We start from the raw sequence: 16,297 nt of genomic DNA on the forward strand, positions 1-16,297 counted from the left end.
TCCTCCCGCCGGGGACCAGACCAAGCGATCTGACAAAAGTCAACATAGATTGACAAATGCCGTTCATGCCCCCTACCCTGCCGCGGCGAACGGCGGTCCACGCTCCGGACCGCCGCGGCCCCGAGGGAGGAAATCTTGAGCGAATACGAGCCCCTGAGCCCCGAGACCCTGCCGCACAGGCTGGGCGGCCTGCCTGCCGTTGCGGAAGCGGTGGGCGGCCCGCCGGAGGCGTGGCGGGTGGCGGAAGTGGGCGACGGCAACCTCAACCTCGTCTTCATCGTGGAGGGCTCCTCGGGCTCGGTGATCGTCAAGCAGGCGCTTCCCTACGTCCGCCTTGTCGGGGACAGCTGGCCCCTGCCGCTGAAGCGCGCCTTCTTCGAGTACAACGCCCTGATCCGGCAGGAGGCGGTGGACCCGGGCATCGTGCCCAAGGTCGCCTATTTCGACGAGGACCAGGCCCTGATCGTGATGGAGCGGCTTTCCCCCCACATCATCCTGCGCGGGCAGACCATGGCCGGCCGCAAGGTCGAGGAGTTGGGCCGGGTCATGGGCCGGTTCTGCGCCCGCACCGCCTTTCGCTGCTCGGACCTGTCGATGGACGCAGGACAGAAGAAGGCGGATGTCGCGCTCTTCTCGGGCAATGTGGAGCTTTGCGACATCACGGAGAACCTCGTCTTTACAGATCCCTATTTCGATGCGGAGATGAACCGCCACACCGCGCCGCAGCTCGACGGCGTGGTGGACGAGTTGCGCGCCGACAAGGCGCTGAAGATCGAGGCCCAGCACATGAAGCGCGCCTTCACCGCACGGGCGGAGACCCTGTGCCACGGCGATCTGCACGCGGGCTCGATCATGGTGACGGGCGACTCGGTCCGGATCATCGACCCGGAATTCGCCTTCTACGGTCCCATGGGCTTCGACATCGGGATGCTGATCGGCAACTACCTGATGGCCTACCATTCCATGTCGGCCCATATCCCCGATGCGGAGGAGCGGGCGGCCTACCAGGAGTGGCTTCTGGAGGTGACGCGGGAGACCTGGGTCAGCTTCACCGACGAGTTCCGCAGGCTCTGGGCGACGGAGCGGACGGGCATCCTCTACCCGGTCACGCTCTACGAGGACCAGGGTCACGCGGATGCCGCCGAGGCGGCGCGGGACGAGCTTCTGGCGGAGATCTTCGCCGACCTGCTGGGCTTTGCAGGCATCGAGATGCACCGCCGCATCCTGGGCCTTGCCCATGTGGCCGAGTTCGACAGCATCGAGAATGAGGATCTACGCGCGCCGCTCGAGGAACGCAGCCTTCGGCTCGGGCGCGATCTCGTGCTGCGGCGGCGGCAGATCACGGACATAGACACCGTTCTCGCCATGGCGCGGGAGAGAGAGACGGGAGAGACGGCATGAAGGTAGGCGACACCCATTACCGCTCGATCTGGCGGGACGAGGGCACGGGAGCGGTCCGGATCATCGACCAGCGCTGGCTGCCGCACGATTTTCCGGTGGTGACACTGGAAGCGCTGGAGGACTTCGCCACGGCGATCCGCGAGATGTGGGTGCGCGGCGCCCCGCTGATCGGGGCGACGGCGGCCTATGGCGTGGCCTGCGAGATGGCGCGTGATCCGTCGGACGCCTCTCTTGCGAGGGCCTATGACGTGCTGCACGAGACGCGGCCCACGGCGATCAACCTTCGCTGGGCGCTGAACGAGATGCGCAGCGCGCTGGGGCGGCTCCCCGAGGATCAGCGGGCCGAGGCCGCCTTCGCCAAGGCTGCGCGGATCTGCGACGAGGATGTCGAGACGAATCGCCTGATCGGCGTCCACGGGCTCGAGATCATCAAGGAGATCGCCGCGCGGAAAGGCCCCGGAGAGCCGGTGAACATCCTAACCCATTGCAACGCGGGCTGGCTCGCGACGGTGGACTGGGGCACGGCGACGTCGCCCATGTATCATGCCATGGAGGCAGGCATCCCGATCCATGTCTGGGTGGACGAGACGAGGCCCCGCAACCAGGGCGCGCAGCTCACCGCCTGGGAGATGAACGGCGCGGGCATTCCGCATCACCTGATCGTCGACAACGCGGGCGGGCACCTGATGCAGCACGGGCAGGTCGACATGGTGATCGTGGGCACCGACCGGACCACGGCGTCTGGGGACGTGTGCAACAAGATCGGGACGTATCTGAAGGCGCTGGCGGCGAAGGACAACGGCGTGCCGTTCTATGTGGCGCTGCCCTCTTCCACGGTGGACTGGACGGTGTCGGACGGCGTGGCGGAGATCCCGATCGAGGAGAGGGACGGCCGCGAGGTCACGCACATCTATGGCCGGGACGAGGAGGGGCGGGCCAGGTTCGTGCAGATCTCGCCCGACGGCACGCCGGGCGACAACCCGGCCTTCGACGTGACACCCGCGCGGCTGGTCACGGGTCTCATTACCGAGCGCGGCGTGGCGGATGCCAGCCGCGAGGGTCTGCTCGCGCTGTTTCCCGAGCGGCGGGAAACGGCTTGAGTCAAGTGTAGGCCGGGCTTCTGCCCGGCTCGCCCCGCGCCGTAGAGTGGGTTTCCAACCCACCTCAAGCACATCCTTCCACTCAACGGCAGCCGACCCGATCATGAGTGCGCTCCCTCTACGCGGCGGGTGCCGGGCTGAAGCCCGGCCTGCATCCTCGACAACAGGCTGCGCGTGGACATCCGCCGTGGGGCGGGTCTTCGGCCCCGCTCGCACCGACGCCCGCACGACCAGCGCGCGCCACCCCAGCCGATGTAGGGTGGGTTTCCAACCCACCCCCCGGAGGCCGAGGCGAGATTAATTATACCTTTTCAAGAACTTGCAACGCGTTTCATCGTGTAACGCTCTCAGGTCGCGGAGGCCAGCATCGCCTCTGCATCGGCCTGGCCGGTCACGAGGTGGGTGACATAGCCGCCCCGGATCGCGGCCAGCGCCGCCGAGACCCGGTCGGCGCCGGTGGAGACCATGATGCCGGCCTGCCGCTCGCGCAGGCGGTCGAGGTCCACGCCCATCATCCGCTCGTCGAGAGGCCCGCGGATCGGCGTCCCGGCCCGGTCGATGAAGCGCCCGCAGAGCACGCCGACCGCCCCCTGCCCCAGGTACCACGCGAGCTCCTGCCGCGTCGCCACGCCCGAGGAGACGACATGGCTGTCCTCGGTGCAGGAGCCCACCGCGAAGAGAGTCTTGGTGAACCCGTTCATCGCCTCGAGCTGCGCCGCGATCAGCGCCTCCTCGCGCAGGGTGCGGGCGATTCGCGCCTCGGACAGGATCGCGGGGACATGGAGGTTCACACAGCGCGCCGAGAACTTGCGCGCCACGTTGGAGGAACAGACATCGGCGGAGAACCCGTAGGGCGTGGCCATGGAGCCGACGAGCTGCAGGACGGTCAGGTCCTCGATCGGGCGCGGCTCCAGCGCCTCGGCCAGATCGTAGATCGTCTTGCCCCAGGCCACGCCAAGCCGGTCGCCGGGAGACAGAAGCGAGGGCAGCCAGTCCGCCGCCCCCCGCACCACGCGCGCCGCCGTATCCGGCGCGGCGCCGTCCATGTCGGGGAGAACGTAGGCGGCGGCCAGCCCGAAGGTCTCGCGCAGGGCCATGGCCAGGCGGTGGCCGGTGAAGGCCGCGGGTGCGAGGCGGACCTGGACGTAGCCCCTCTCCCGCGCCTCCTGGAGGTAGTTCACCACCGTGGCGCGCGAGACATCGAGAACGCCGGCGATCTCGGTCTGGTTCAGGCCCTCCTCGTAGTAGAGCCACGCCGTCTCGACGACGATATCGTCGCCGGTGACCTGCCGTGACGAGCGTCGGGACGCGGGTGTCGGCATCATCCCCCCTTGAGCCAGATATCTACATCTGACAAGTTGCCGTGACTTTTGTCAAACGGCAGAGAGGGCTTGCGAGGTGCGGCAGAACCGGTGGGACGAGGCGGAGGCGCGGGCCTTCGAGGCGGCGGCGGGCGAGGACGAGGCCGACCGGCTGCTGGGACTCCGGGTCTATTCCTCGCGGCTGATCGGGTCGGACCCGGATCTCGTCATGCATGGCGGCGGCAATACTTCGGTCAAGGTGCGCCGGCCCGACCTCTACGGAGAGATGCGGGACATCCTGCACGTCAAGGGCTCCGGCTGGGACCTCGACACGCTGGAGGCGCCTGGCCTGCCCGGGGTGCGGATGGACGCGCTCACGGGGCTGAGGGCGCTGGAGCGGCTTTCGGACGAGGACATGGTGAACGTCCAGCGCGCGAACCTGATCGATACGACCGCGCCCAACCCCTCGGTGGAGACGCTGCTGCACGCCTACCTGCCCCATCGCTATGTGGATCACACCCATGCCACGGCGTTTCTCGTCCTGGCGAACCTGCCCGAGGCGGAGGCGATCATTGGCGAGCTCTTCGAGGGGCGGATGGCAGTGGTGCCCTACAGCATGCCGGGTTTCGCGCTTGCGAAGGCGGCGGCGGATGCTTTCGAGGCGCGTCGGGACTGCGAGGGCATGGTTCTGCTGAACCATGGCCATTTCACCTGGGGGCAGACGGCGAAGGAGAGCTACGACCGGGTGATTGCGCATACGGACCTCGTCGAGGCGTTCCTTGCGGACCGGGCGAAGCGGCCGAACCGGGCGACGACCGTGGCGCGGGTCAGGGAGCCGCTGGACGGGGCGCTGGCGGAACAGGTCCTGCCGGTACTGCGCGGCGCGGTGGCGCGGGTGCGCGGGGACCATCACGGTGGCGCGGCGCGGCCCGTGGTGACGGACCTGCGGGCGGGGGAGGAGGTGGCGTCGTTCCTCGCGACCGCCGATCTCGACGCGCTGGCGTTGAGGGGACCCGGCTCGCCGGACCATGTGATCCGCACCAAGGGTCGGGCGCTGGTGCTGCGCCGGGAGGAACTGGGCGGGCCGGAGAGACTGACGGCGAAGGTCGCGGCCTTCGCGGAGGCCTATCGCGGCTATTTCGAGGGTCAGAACGCCCGGGTGGGCGGGATCAAGCGGCCTCTCGAGCCGCATCCCTGCCTTGCGTGGATCGAGGGCGTGGGGCTGGTCGGCCTCGGCAAGACCGCCTCGGCGGCGGCGGCGGCGGCGGATATCGGCGAGCAGACGGCGGAGGTGATGCGCCTCGGCGAGGCCGCGGGCGGGTTCCGGCCCATCGGGACCGAGGACATCTTCGACATGGAATACTGGTCGCTGGAGCAGGCCAAGCTCGCCAAGGGCAAGGACGCGCCTTTTACCGGGCAGGTCGTGGTGGTCACGGGAGGCGCGGGTGCTTTGGGCCGGGCCATCGCGGCGGCCTTCGCCGCCGAGGGCGCCGCCGTGGCGCTGATCGACCGGGATGCCGCTGCCTGTGCCGAGGCGGCGAAAGGGATCAAGTGCGCCTTTCCGGTGACCTGCGATCTGGCCGAAGAGGGCGCGGCGGCGGAGGCCGTGGGCGCTGTCGTGCGGCGGTTCGGGGGGCTCGATATCCTCGTGTCGAACGCGGGCTTCGCGCCGCAGGGCAACATCCTGACGATGCCGGAGACGGAGATCAGGGCCTCGTTCGAGGTCAATTTCTTCGCCCATCTCGCCATGGCTCGGGCGGCGGCGCGGGTGATGGCGGTGCAGGGCACGGCGGGGCAGATGCTCTTCAACGTGTCGAAACAGGCGGTGAACCCCGGGCGGGGCTTCGGTGCCTATGGCCTGCCGAAATCGGCGACCTTCTTTCTGGTGAAGCAACTGGCGCTGGAGCTTGGCGAAGAGGGCGTGCGGGTGAACGGGGTGAACGCGGACCGCATCCGCTCGGGGCTTCTGACGGACGAGTTCATCGGCAGCCGCGCCGCGGCACGGGGTGTCACACCCGAAAGCTACATGGCGGGTAACCTCTTGCGCGCGGAGGTCGAGGCGCGGCATGTGGCCGGGGCTTTCGTCGCCCTGGCGAAGGCGGAGCGGACCACGGCGCACGTGATGACCGTGGATGGCGGCAATATCGAGGCATCGCTGAGATGAACGACGATTACCGGGAACGGCTCGACTTCACCGTGGCGCTGGCGCGGGAGGCGGGCGCCTATGCCCATGCGCAGTTCCTGAAGCTGGAGACGCTGACTGTGGAGCGCAAGGGGCACCAGGACATGGTGACCGAGGCGGACCGGGCGACGGAGACGCTGGTGCGCGCGGCGCTGGCGCGGCGCTGGCCCGAGGACGGGATCGTGGGCGAAGAGCATGCGCGGGTGCATGGCACGAGCGGGTTCGACTGGGTGATCGACCCGATCGACGGGACGGCGAATTTCGTGTCCGGAATTCCCCATTGGTGCACAGTGATCGCCTGCTGCAAGGACGGCGTGCCGGTGGTAGGGGTGATCTTCGATCCCTGCACCGGGGAGCTGTTCCGCGCCTCGAAGGGCGGCGGGGCCTACGTGGGCGAGAAGCCCTTGAAGGTGAATGCCGCGACCTCGCTGAGCGAAGGGTCGATCTTCGCGGGCGTTTCGGGCAAGTCCGATCCGAAGGTCGCGGCGACGCTGATCGCGGAGATCCTGGGCGCGCGGAGCCTGTTCTTCCGAGCCGCCTCGGGCGCGCTGGGGCTCGCCTATGTGGCGGCGGGGCGGCTGCTGGGCGGGGTCGAGGACCGGATGAATTCGTGGGACTGCTTCGCGGCGCTGCTGATGCTCGAAGAGGCGGGGGGGCGGCACCAGGGCTATCCTCCCGGGTCGCTCGACACGGGCACCAAGGTGGTCGCGGGCGGGCCGGGCGTGCATGACGCGCTCGCCCGGATCGCCGCGAAGGTCTACGGCTGAAAGGTCAGATCAGCCCGTACTGACGGGCTTTTCCACGCAGGAACGGCAGGCCGTTCTCCATGACCTCGGCCTCGCTTTCGGCCACCGGGCGCCAGACGGAGAGGCCGTAGGCGAGCTGCGGCGGCATGTCGATGAAGCTTTCCATGGCGAGGCCGCCGTCGAAGCCGATGGCCTTCAGCGTGGCGAAGATCTCGTCCCACCCGACGGTCCCCCATCCTGGCGTGCCGCGGTCGGACTCCGACAGGTGGATGTAGCGCAGGTGCTCGCGGGCATCGAGGATGCCCTGGGCGATGCCCTTTTCCTCGATGTTCATGTGGTAGGTGTCGAGGTGGACGAAAAGCGTATCGGACCCGATCCGCTCGATCATCTCCACGGCCTGCGCGCCGGTGTTGAGAAGGTGAGTCTCGTAGCGGTTCACCGGCTCGATCCCGAGGAGAAGGCCAAGGGATTTCGCATGGGCGGCGGCCTCGGTCAGGGCGCGGGCGACGTTGTCGAGTTCCCCTTGCGTGGGCGGAAGGCCCGACCGTTCGCCGATGCCCCCGTAGATTACGCCCGACAGGGCCTCGGCGCCGATGGCGGCGGCCTTGTCGAGGGCGGTTTTCAGGAAATCCACCGCGCCCTCGGGATTGCGGGAGGCCCAGACCGCCTCGGGCAGGCCGAGCGAGCAGACGGAGCGCATGCCCGCGGCCTCGAGCGTGCGGCGGCTGTGGTCGGCATCGACCGAGGGCGGATCGAGAAGCGCGATCTCGAGGAAGTCCATGCCGTAGGAGGCGGCCCTGGCCACGGCCCTCTCGCATCCCTCGCGGTCCCAGCTCATGGTCCACATGCTGGTATGAACGCCGAAGCCCTTCATCACCCTGCCCTTTCGTTCCGGTGGCTTACATCTCTTCGAGGATCGCGCGGGCGAGGGTCTCGTCGATCAGGAGGCGATTGACGAAGCCCGCGCGCAGCACGGCAAGGGTGGCCGCGGCCTTGGTGGCGCCGGCGGCGGTGATCAGGACGTCCATCTCGCCCATCTCGGAGGGCTTCACGCAGGGCGTGCAGCGGTTCAGCGGGATGTCCGCGACGGCGCCGTCGGCGGTGAAGAAGACGCCGCAGCAATCGCCCACGACACTGTTGCGGCGCAGCTCGGCGATCTGGGCGGGGCTGAAGAGGCCCGCCTCGAAGAGGATGGCGCCGTCCCGGCATTCGCCCACGCTCATCAGCGCGTGGGAGGCGTTACGGGCGACGGTGAGCGTCTCGCGCACGAGGCGCTGCTCGAGGATCGTGACGCAGGCTTCCTCGCTGTCGGCGACGAAGGGCGCGGGCAGGAGCATGGCGCGGCCGCCGGTCTGGGAGGCGAGGCGGATGCACACGTCGCCCGGCGCGGTCCGCGAGGCATGGGTGACCGAGCCCATGAGCGACACGAAGGTGAGGTTGCGGTTCACGAGACCCGAGAGATTGTCGGCCATGGCCGAGAGCGTGCGGCCCCAGCCGACGCCGATCACCCGCGGCTTGTCGCCAGATCCGATCCGGGCGAGGTAGGTGGCGGCGAGGATGCCCACGGCGGTGCGTTCGTAATCGTGGTCGGCCGTGGGCGCGGGCACCGGAGCGACCTGAACCTCGGCGAGTCCGAAGGCCTCGGCGAGGCGGTCGGCGAGAAGCAGCGTTTCGGAGGTGCGGTGTTCGAGCGAGATCCGCACGAGGCCCTGCTCGCGGGCGTCGGCGAGCATCCGGTTGACCTTGAAACGGGAGATGCCGAGCCGGTCGCTGACCTGCTGCTGGCTGAGGTTGCCCACGTAATAGAGCCATGCCGCCTGCACGATCTCGTCGTCCTGGCGCTTGCCCGTCAACATGCGGCCGGCCTCCTCTCTCGCCCGCAGGTCCCGCGGAAAACCGCTTGACCGTTGCCCCTGAGGTCATACAGTTATCGTCACATAGGTGCAGTCGCTGCACAAGTGTTGGGTGGCATGGCATCTCTGTGCGGACGAGGTCCGGAACCGGCTTCCAGAGGAGGGTCGGGCGCACCATCCGGCGCGCCCGGCGCGGAGGACGGCGGCAAGGCGTGGCAGGGCGCGACCGACCCCTGCCGGAGATCCCCCGCGAGGACGGGGCAATTGGGAGAAAGACAATGAAGACATCCGTTTCGATTCTCGCCATGGCGGCGGCGACCATCGGCGCGCCGCACTTCGCGGCCGCCCAGGACGCGCCGACCATCGCCACCGTGGTCAAGATCGCCGGCATCCAGTGGTTCAACCGCATGGAAGAGGGCGTGAACCAGTATGCCGCCGACACCGGCGCGAACGCCTTCCAGGTGGGCCCCGCCCAGGCCGATCCGCAGCAGCAGGCCGCGCTGATCGAGGACATGATCGCGCAGGGCGTCGATGCGCTCGCCGTCGTGCCGATGTCGCCCGAGGCGCTGGAGCCCGTGCTGGGCCGCGCGATGGAGCAGGGCATCGTGGTCATCACCCACGAGGCCGCCAGCCAGCAGAACACCATGTACGACATCGAGGCCTTCGTGAACGAGGACTTCGGCGCGAACCTGATGGAGCAGATGGCCCAGTGCATGGGTGGCGAGGGCGAATACGCTGTCTTCGTCGGCTCGCTGACCAGCCAGACGCACAACCAGTGGGTCGACGGCGCCATCGCTCATCAAGAGGCGAACTACCCGAACATGACCCTCGTCGGCGACAAGAACGAGACGTTCGACGACGCGCAGCAGGCCTACGAGGCGGCGCAGGAAGTCATGCGGGCCTTCCCGAACGTGAGGGGCATGCAGGGGTCCGCCTCCACCGACGTGGCGGGCATCGGCCTCGCCGTGGAAGAGCGCGGGATGGAGGATGCAACCTGCGTCTTCGGCACCTCCCTGCCCTCGATCGCGGGCCAGTACCTCGAGACCGGCGCGGTCGACGGCATCGGCTTCTGGGACCCCTCCGTCGCGGGCTACGCGATGAACAAGGTCGCGCAGATGGTGATGAACGGCGAGGAAGTCACCGACGGGATGGACCTCGGGCTTGAGGGCTACGAGAACGTCACGCTCGACGGCAAGGTCATCTACGGCCAGGCCTGGGTGAACGTGAACGCCGACAACATGGCCGACTACCCCTTCTGATCGTGGAATGCGGAGCGGTGGCACCGGCTGCCGCTTCGCCTTCCCCGATCGCGGGACATTCCTGGAATCCGGATCGTCATGGGCTCGCCAGACTCCGCCGTCCTCGTCGAGATGACAGGCGTCACCAAGCGTTATGCCGGCGTCACGGCGCTGGACCGGGTGGATTTCGCCGTCCGGCCCGGCGAGGCGGTCTGTCTTGCCGGAGAGAACGGGTCCGGAAAATCGACGTTGATCAAGATCCTGTCGGGGGTGGAGCAGCCCAGCGAGGGCGCCATACGCATCGGCGGGGAGCAGATGAGAGGCCTCAACCCGCGCCGGGCCGCCTCTGCCGGGGTCATGGTCATCTTTCAGGACTTTTCGCTGTTTCCGAACCTGAGCGTGGCGGAGAACATCGCCTTCGCAAGCGAGCTGGCCGAGCACCGGCGGTTCTTCAACCGGCGCGCGGCACGGGAAACGGCGCGCAAGGTGCTCGACCGGATCGGGGTGGACATCCCGCTCGACGCGCGGCTGGAGCAGCTGCCGGTTGCGCACAAGCAGCTGGTGGCGATCTGCCGGGCTCTTGCCTGCGAGGCGCGGCTGATCATCATGGACGAGCCCACGACGGCCCTGACCGAGCGCGAGGTGCGGCGGCTTCTGGGGATCATCCGGCTGTTGAAGGACGAGGGCGTGGCGGTCGTCTTCGTCAGCCACAAGCTGGCCGAGGTGCTGGAGGTCAGCGAAAAAGTCGTGGTGCTTCGGAACGGCCGCAAGGTGGCCGAGGGCCCGGCGACGGAGTTCAACGCGAGTTCCCTGACGCGCCACATGACGGGCCGCGAGGTGGCCGAGGCGTCGCCGGGGCCGTTCAACGGGGCGGGGGAGACGCTCCTGACCGTGGAGAAGCTCGACAAGCCGGGGGCGTTCCGCAACGTGAGCTTCGAGATGCGGCGCGGCGAAGTGCTGGGAATCACCGGGCTGCTGGGGAGCGGGCGGACCTCCCTGGCCAAGGCGCTCTTCGGACTGGTGGCGCCCGCATCAGGGCGGATCACGCTCGACGGAGCGGACGTGCCGCTGGGCGATCCCGTGGCCGCAGCGCATGCGAGGATCGGTTATGTGCCGGAGGACCGGCTGACGGAGGGGCTGTTCCTGACGCAGTCGATCCTGCGCAACGTCGCGGTGGGCCGGCTCGACAGCCATGAGCGGCGCGGCTTTCTCGACATGACGGGCCTTGTGGGCGAGGCAGCGGACTGGCTGGCGCGGCTGAAGGTCAAGACGCCGTCCATCGCTGCACCTGTCACCTCGCTGTCGGGTGGGAACCAGCAGCGGGTGGCGCTGGCGCGGTGGCTGTCGCGCGCGCCGAAGCTCCTGATCCTGAACGGGCCTTCGGTGGGTGTCGACGTGGGATCGAAGGCGGAGATCCACGACATCATCCGCGATCTGGGGGCGCAGGGCCTCGGCGTGATCGTGATTTCCGACGACCTGCCCGAGCTTCTGGCCACCTGTCACCGCATCCTCGTGATGCGCGGCGGCGAGATGGTGGACGAGATCGAGGGCGGCTCGATCACCGAAGACGACCTTTCGCACAAGCTGGCCTCATGACGTCCCTTCTTACCAGAAACGAAACGCTCGTTGCGGTCGTCATCGTGCTCTTCTGCATCCTCGCGGCAGTGTCGGACCCGAACTTCCTGACGGTCACGACGCTGAGCGACCTGCTGCGCGCCTCCATCGTGCTGGGCATCTTCGCCATCGGGGCGATGCTGGTGCTGATCTCGGGCGGGATCGACGTGAGCTTCACCGCCGTGGCGGTGTCGGCGATGTACATGACAACGAAGTTCTCGCTGGCCTTCTGGCCCGAGATGCCCTGGTACCTGATCTTCACGCTTTCGGTGCTGCTGGGCGCCGGGCTGGGGGCGATCAACGGGCTCTTCATCGCGGGTTTCGGGCTCCCCACGCTGATCGTGACGCTGGGCACGCTGTCGGTGTTCCGGGGCTTTCTGCTGACCTTCGTGGGGTCGGACCGGATTTCCGCCCTGCCGCCCGACATGCGGGAGTTCTCGCGCATGGTGATCGCGCGCGGCACGACGGAGGGAGGCGATTTCTACAACCTGCCGTGGTCCCTGGCCGCGCTGGTTGTCGTCGTCGGGCTTACCGCCTTCATCCTGCACAAGACCATGCTGGGCCGCTCGATCTTCGCCATCGGCGGGTCGGTGGAAAGCGCGCGGCGGATCGGGATCAACGTCCGGCAGACGCAGTTCTTCGTCTACGTCTACGTGGGCGCGCTGGCGGGGCTCGCGGGCATCCTGCACGGGTCGATGAACCGGATGGCCGACCCGTTCAGCCTTGTCGGGCTGGAGCTGTCGGTGATCGCGGCGGTGGTTCTGGGCGGCGCGCGGCTGATCGGAGGTTACGGGACGATCACCGGAACGCTGCTGGGTGTGGCGCTGATCGTGCTGGTGCAGAACAGCCTGATCGTGATCGGGATTCCATCGACGTGGCAGTCGGTGACCATCGGCGCGCTGATCCTGCTGGGCACGGGTCTGCCGGCCTATCAGGCCAAGCGCGCCGCGGCGCGCGCCGGGTGAGGAGAGAGCGATGAGCGGCGGACCCCGTACCGAAGCGAAGCTGACCGAGACGCCGGAATTCCGGCTGGCGATCATCGCGGTGGCCGTTTTCGTGCTGATGGCGGCGCTGTCGCCCGACCGGTTCCTGTCACCGCAGAACCTGACCTCGATGGCGTTCCAGTTTCCGGAATTCGCGATCCTGGCGCTGGCCATGACGATCACGATGATGACGGGGGGGATCGACCTGAGCGTCGTGGGCGTCGCGAACCTGTCGGCGGTGATCGCGGCGACGATTCTGACGGCCTTCGCGGGCGCGGGCATGGTCGGCGGTGCCGCGATCATGTGGCTGATGATCGCCATCGTGGCGGCGTTGACGGTGGGGGCGGTCGCGGGATTCCTGAACGGCATTCTCGTGTCGCGTTTCGGCCTGCCGCCGATCCTCGCCACGCTGGGCTCGGGCCTTGTGTTCACCGGACTGGCCGTGGCGATGACCGGGGGCAGCGCGGTCATGGGCTTTCCGGCGGTGGTGGCGGTGATCGGCAATTCGACGATCTTCCACGTGCCGGTGCCGCTGATCCTCTTTGCGCTCCTCGCCTTCGGGCTGCATGTGCTGCTGACGCGCACCGGCTTCGGCCTGCGGGTCACGATGTACGGGGCGAACCCGCTCGCCGCGCTCTTTGCCGCCATCGACGTGGATCGCATCCTGCTCAAGGTCTACGTGATCGCGGGCATGTTCTCGTCGGTCGCGGGCCTCGTCATCATGTCGCGCGCCAACTCGGCCAAGGCGGATTACGGCTCGTCCTACCTGCTGCTCGCGGTGCTGATCGCGGTGCTGGGGGGCGTGAATCCCTACGGCGGCTATGGCCGGGTCATCGGCGTCGTGCTGGCGGTGCTGTCGATGCAGTTCCTGTCCTCGGGGCTGAACATGCTGCAGGTGTCGAACTTCGCGCGGGAGCTGATCTGGGGCGGGCTGCTGCTTCTGGTCATGGTCATCAACGTCACGAACTGGGCGGGGCTCAGACCCCGCCGCGCGCCGGCGAAGGCCGGCTGAGAGGGAGGATAATCCATGAAGAAGATCCTGAACGCGCCCGAAGCCTATGTGGACGAGATGCTGGCGGGCCTGACGGCGGCGCATCCGGAGTACTACCGCCTGCATGGTGACAGCGGCCGGGTCGTGGCCCGCGCCAAGGCCGGCAAGGAAGGCAAGGTCGGCATCGTGACGGGGGGCGGGTCGGGGCACCTGCCGGTGTTCACGGGCTACGTGGGCGAGGGGCTGCTCGACGCCTGCGCGATCGGCGACGTCTTCGCCTCGCCCTCGGCCGAGCAGATGGCCGACGCGATCCGCGCCGCCGACAGCGGGGCGGGCGTGCTGCGGCTTTACGGGAATTACGGCGGCGATGTCATGAATTTCGACATGGCGGGCGATCTGGTGGAGTTCGACGACATCACCTGCACGACGGTGCTGCTGACCGACGACGTGGCCTCCGCCGCGCCCGAGGAGAAGGAAAAGCGCCGGGGTGTGGCGGGCATGGTCTATGCCTACAAGATCGCCGGCGCGGCCGCAGAGGAAGGCCGCGACCTCGAAGGCGTGACCGCCGCCGCGCAGAAGGCCGCCGACGCCTGCCGCTCCATCGGCGTGGCGCTGTCGCCCTGCACGGTGCCGCAGGCGGGCAAGCCCACCTTCGAGATCGCCGACGACGAGATCGAGATGGGCATGGGCATCCACGGCGAGCCCGGCGTCTGGCGCGGCAAGCTCAGGACTGCGGACGAGATCGCGGGCGAGATGATGGACCGGCTCTTCGATGACATGCCCGTGGGCCAGGGCGACCGGGTTTCGATCATGGTCAACTCGCTGGGGGCCACGCCGCCGGAGGAGCTCTATATCCTCTACAACGTCGTCAAGGCGCGGCTCGAGGGCGCGGGGGCGACGATCGTGATGCCGCTTGTGGGGCGCTACGCGACCTCGATGGAGATGGCGGGCGTGTCGTTCACCATGATGAAGCTCGACGACGAGCTTGAAAAGCTTCTGACCGCGCCCTGCGACTGCGCCTTCTGGAGGGTCGGATGACCATCGACATCGTGGCCGTTCGCGCGGCCATCGGGCGGCTGGCGCTGGCGATGGAACGGGATTTCGAGCTCTTGAACAAGGCCGACGGGGCGCTGGGGGACGGCGATCTCGGCGTGACCATGACCCGGGGGATGCGGGCGATCTCCGAGAAGGCGGAGGACTTGCCGGAGGATCTCGGGCAGGCGCTTCTGGCCTGCGCGCAGGCGTTCACCAAGTCTTCCGGGTCGTCCTACGGGACATTGCTCGCCACCGGGATCATGGCCATAGCCAAGCAGGTGAAGGGCGAGACCGAGGTCGGGGCCGACCGGGTGCCGGAACTGGTGGCGCTCGCCCGTGACCAGATGCAGGCGCGCGGCAAGGCGGAACTGGGCGGCAAGACGGTGCTCGATTCCCTCGATGCGGTGGCCGGGGCGACGGCGGCGCTGAGCGATCCCGCCGAGGTCGCCGATGCCGCAGCCCGGGCCGTTACCGAGGCGCTGGAGGCGTTCCGGGACCGCAAGGCGACCGTGGGCCGGGCGCGCATCTTCGGAGAGAAGAGCGTGGGGTTGGATGATCCCGGGATGCTGGCCATGGAGCGGATCGTGAAGGCGCTCGCCGATCGCGAGGGGTGAGGGGGTCGGCGGGGAGCTTGGTGCGGCGGGCAGGTGGGTTGGAAACCCGCCCTACGGACCGGGCGTAGGGTGGGTTTCCAACCTACCGGTCCAGCAACGGGTCGAGCGTCGGGTGGGGTTTCAACCCACCTGCCCTGCCCGCCTCTGGTCAGACCAGCGGGTCCTCGCCGCCATACATCCGGTGCGGGTAGTCGGCGTGGAGCGCCATGTCGGCCTCGGACATGCGGGCCAGCGTGAAATTGTGCTGGTGCCAGTAGGGGTAGATCAGAGGAAGGCGGCTGACGTCGTTGAGTTTCTGCAATTCCTCGTCCGTCAGGCGGATGTCGACGGCGGTGAAATTGTCCCTGAACTGCTCCTCTGTGCGACCGCCCACCACGAGCGAGGACACCGCGGGGCGGCTCAGAAGCCAGGCGAGGGCGATCTGCGCGGCGGACACGCCCCGGGCGTCGCCGATCTCCACCAGCGCGTCCACGATCCGCCAGAGGCGCTCCATGTCGCGGATCGGGGGTTCGGTCCAGCCGTTGGCCTGGCGGGAGCCCTCGGGGGCGGGCTGTCCCCGCCGGTGCTTGCCCGTCAGCAGCCCGGCCGCCAGCGGCGACCAGACGAGGACCCCGAGGCCCTGGTCGACGGAAAGCGGCAGCAGTTCGTATTCCGCCTCGCGGGCCTCGAGCGTGTAGTGGATCTGCTGGGTGACGAAGCGACTGGTGCGCGCGGCGTCGGCGGCGGCGAGCGATTTCGACACCTGCCAGCCCGAGTAGTTCGAGCAGCCGATGTAGCGCACCTTGCCCTGCTGGATCAGGGTTTCGAGCGCGGCCATCTTTTCCTCGACCGGTGTCGTGCCGTCCCATTCGTGCATGTAGTAGATGTCGATATGGTCGGTGCGCAGCTTCTTCAGGGTGCGCTCGCATTCGCGGATCAGGTGCCAGCGGGAGACGCCCTCGTCGTTCGGTCCGTCGCCGATCCGCATGCGGGCCTTGGAGGTGACGAGGATGTCGTCGTAGCGGCCTTCGAGCACTTCGCCCAGGATCTCTTCGGCGGTGCCGGTGGAATACATGTTGGCGCAGTCGAAGAGGTTCACGCCGTGGTCGATGCAGAGATCGACGAGGCGCTGCGCCTCCTTCACGCCTTGCCGGCCGACCATGCCGAATGGGCCTTCGCCGCCGAAGGTGAAGGTGCCCATGGTGATCGCCGAGACCTTGAGGCCCGAGCGTCCGAGCGTGCGGTATTCCATGATGTGGT

At 68.3% G+C, this 16,297-nt stretch carries 14 protein-coding genes; 10 read left to right on the forward strand and 4 right to left on the reverse strand.

Annotated features, from left to right (window positions below; translation table 11 throughout):
* The first annotated feature begins 135 nt into the window (after positions 1-135).
* Entirely contained in the window at positions 136-1,401 is a 1,266-nt protein-coding gene (gene mtnK / locus EAT49_RS04895) for an S-methyl-5-thioribose kinase (RefSeq protein WP_185020651.1), read from the forward strand.
* Positions 1,398-2,501: an S-methyl-5-thioribose-1-phosphate isomerase gene (gene mtnA, locus EAT49_RS04900; protein ID WP_123641172.1), complete on the forward strand. Its 1,104-nt coding sequence runs from the start codon at positions 1,398-1,400 to the stop codon at positions 2,499-2,501. Before mtnK ends, mtnA begins: the two co-directional genes overlap by 4 nt.
* A gap of 347 nt (positions 2,502-2,848) precedes the next feature.
* Here mtnA and EAT49_RS04905 read toward each other — a convergent pair whose 3' ends face one another.
* Positions 2,849-3,823 carry a sugar-binding transcriptional regulator gene (locus EAT49_RS04905; RefSeq protein ID WP_123641173.1) on the reverse strand — a complete coding sequence of 325 codons (975 nt, stop codon included), beginning with the start codon at positions 3,821-3,823 and terminating at the stop codon, positions 2,849-2,851.
* Between the two features lie 76 nt (positions 3,824-3,899).
* On the opposite strand from EAT49_RS04905, the gene EAT49_RS04910 reads away from it, so the two are divergent.
* On the forward strand, positions 3,900-5,966 hold the full coding sequence (locus EAT49_RS04910) for a bifunctional aldolase/short-chain dehydrogenase (protein WP_123641174.1): 2,067 nt from the start codon (positions 3,900-3,902) through the stop codon (positions 5,964-5,966).
* A complete protein-coding gene (locus tag EAT49_RS04915) occupies positions 5,963-6,751 on the forward strand; it encodes an inositol monophosphatase family protein (protein WP_123641175.1) in 789 nt (262 codons plus the stop codon). The genes EAT49_RS04910 and EAT49_RS04915 overlap by 4 nt, the downstream gene beginning before the upstream one ends.
* A 4-nt stretch (positions 6,752-6,755) precedes the next feature.
* Here EAT49_RS04915 and EAT49_RS04920 read toward each other — a convergent pair whose 3' ends face one another.
* A complete protein-coding gene (locus tag EAT49_RS04920; RefSeq protein WP_246003762.1) occupies positions 6,756-7,568 on the reverse strand; it encodes a sugar phosphate isomerase/epimerase family protein in 813 nt (270 codons plus the stop codon).
* A 61-nt stretch (positions 7,569-7,629) separates the two neighbouring features.
* Positions 7,630-8,586: a sugar-binding transcriptional regulator gene (locus EAT49_RS04925; protein WP_123641177.1), complete on the reverse strand. Its 957-nt coding sequence runs from the start codon at positions 8,584-8,586 to the stop codon at positions 7,630-7,632.
* 275 nt (positions 8,587-8,861) lie between these two features.
* Here EAT49_RS04925 and EAT49_RS04930 point away from each other — a divergent pair, with 275 nt between their 5' ends.
* The 6 genes from EAT49_RS04930 to EAT49_RS04955 all read left to right on the forward strand — a co-directional run bounded on the left by EAT49_RS04930 (position 8,862) and on the right by EAT49_RS04955 (position 15,058).
* On the forward strand, positions 8,862-9,842 hold the full coding sequence (locus tag EAT49_RS04930) for an autoinducer 2 ABC transporter substrate-binding protein (RefSeq protein WP_123641178.1): 981 nt from the start codon (positions 8,862-8,864) through the stop codon (positions 9,840-9,842).
* A gap of 78 nt (positions 9,843-9,920) precedes the next feature.
* Positions 9,921-11,417 carry a sugar ABC transporter ATP-binding protein gene (locus EAT49_RS04935; protein ID WP_123641179.1) on the forward strand — a complete coding sequence of 499 codons (1,497 nt, stop codon included), beginning with the start codon at positions 9,921-9,923 and terminating at the stop codon, positions 11,415-11,417.
* Positions 11,414-12,400, forward strand: coding sequence for an ABC transporter permease (locus EAT49_RS04940; RefSeq protein ID WP_123641180.1), 987 nt, complete (start codon positions 11,414-11,416; stop codon positions 12,398-12,400). Before EAT49_RS04935 ends, EAT49_RS04940 begins: the two co-directional genes overlap by 4 nt.
* Before the next feature lie 10 nt (positions 12,401-12,410).
* Positions 12,411-13,430 carry an ABC transporter permease gene (locus EAT49_RS04945; RefSeq protein WP_123641181.1) on the forward strand — a complete coding sequence of 340 codons (1,020 nt, stop codon included), beginning with the start codon at positions 12,411-12,413 and terminating at the stop codon, positions 13,428-13,430.
* 15 nt (positions 13,431-13,445) lie between these two features.
* Positions 13,446-14,447, forward strand: a complete 1,002-nt coding sequence (locus EAT49_RS04950) for a dihydroxyacetone kinase subunit DhaK (protein WP_123641182.1) — start codon at positions 13,446-13,448, stop codon at positions 14,445-14,447.
* Positions 14,444-15,058, forward strand: a complete 615-nt coding sequence (locus EAT49_RS04955; protein WP_123641183.1) for a dihydroxyacetone kinase subunit L — start codon at positions 14,444-14,446, stop codon at positions 15,056-15,058. Before EAT49_RS04950 ends, EAT49_RS04955 begins: the two co-directional genes overlap by 4 nt.
* Positions 15,059-15,206: 148 nt before the next feature.
* Here EAT49_RS04955 and EAT49_RS04960 read toward each other — a convergent pair whose 3' ends face one another.
* A complete protein-coding gene (locus tag EAT49_RS04960; protein ID WP_123641184.1) occupies positions 15,207-16,289 on the reverse strand; it encodes an aldo/keto reductase in 1,083 nt (360 codons plus the stop codon).
* Positions 16,290-16,297: the final 8 nt, after the last annotated feature.

The sequence above is a fragment of the Histidinibacterium lentulum genome (genome assembly GCF_003789055.1).
Lineage (GTDB): Bacteria > Pseudomonadota > Alphaproteobacteria > Rhodobacterales > Rhodobacteraceae > Oceanicola > Oceanicola lentulus.

What these genes read in the sequence shown, in the direction of transcription:
- mtnA (WP_123641172.1), top strand. Translation starts at nt 1,398, where the DNA reads ATGAAGGTAGGCGACACCCATTACCGCTCGATCTGGCGGGACGAGGGC.
- EAT49_RS04905 (WP_123641173.1), bottom strand. Translation starts at nt 3,823, where the DNA reads ATGCCGACACCCGCGTCCCGACGCTCGTCACGGCAGGTCACCGGCGAC.
- EAT49_RS04915 (WP_123641175.1), top strand. Translation starts at nt 5,963, where the DNA reads ATGAACGACGATTACCGGGAACGGCTCGACTTCACCGTGGCGCTGGCG.
- EAT49_RS04920 (WP_246003762.1), bottom strand. Translation starts at nt 7,568, where the DNA reads ATGAGCTGGGACCGCGAGGGATGCGAGAGGGCCGTGGCCAGGGCCGCC.
- EAT49_RS04925 (WP_123641177.1), bottom strand. Translation starts at nt 8,586, where the DNA reads ATGTTGACGGGCAAGCGCCAGGACGACGAGATCGTGCAGGCGGCATGG.
- EAT49_RS04930 (WP_123641178.1), top strand. Translation starts at nt 8,862, where the DNA reads ATGAAGACATCCGTTTCGATTCTCGCCATGGCGGCGGCGACCATCGGC.
- EAT49_RS04935 (WP_123641179.1), top strand. Translation starts at nt 9,921, where the DNA reads ATGGGCTCGCCAGACTCCGCCGTCCTCGTCGAGATGACAGGCGTCACC.
- EAT49_RS04940 (WP_123641180.1), top strand. Translation starts at nt 11,414, where the DNA reads ATGACGTCCCTTCTTACCAGAAACGAAACGCTCGTTGCGGTCGTCATC.
- EAT49_RS04945 (WP_123641181.1), top strand. Translation starts at nt 12,411, where the DNA reads ATGAGCGGCGGACCCCGTACCGAAGCGAAGCTGACCGAGACGCCGGAA.
- EAT49_RS04950 (WP_123641182.1), top strand. Translation starts at nt 13,446, where the DNA reads ATGAAGAAGATCCTGAACGCGCCCGAAGCCTATGTGGACGAGATGCTG.
- EAT49_RS04955 (WP_123641183.1), top strand. Translation starts at nt 14,444, where the DNA reads ATGACCATCGACATCGTGGCCGTTCGCGCGGCCATCGGGCGGCTGGCG.
- EAT49_RS04960 (WP_123641184.1), bottom strand. Translation starts at nt 16,289, where the DNA reads ATGGAATACCGCACGCTCGGACGCTCGGGCCTCAAGGTCTCGGCGATC.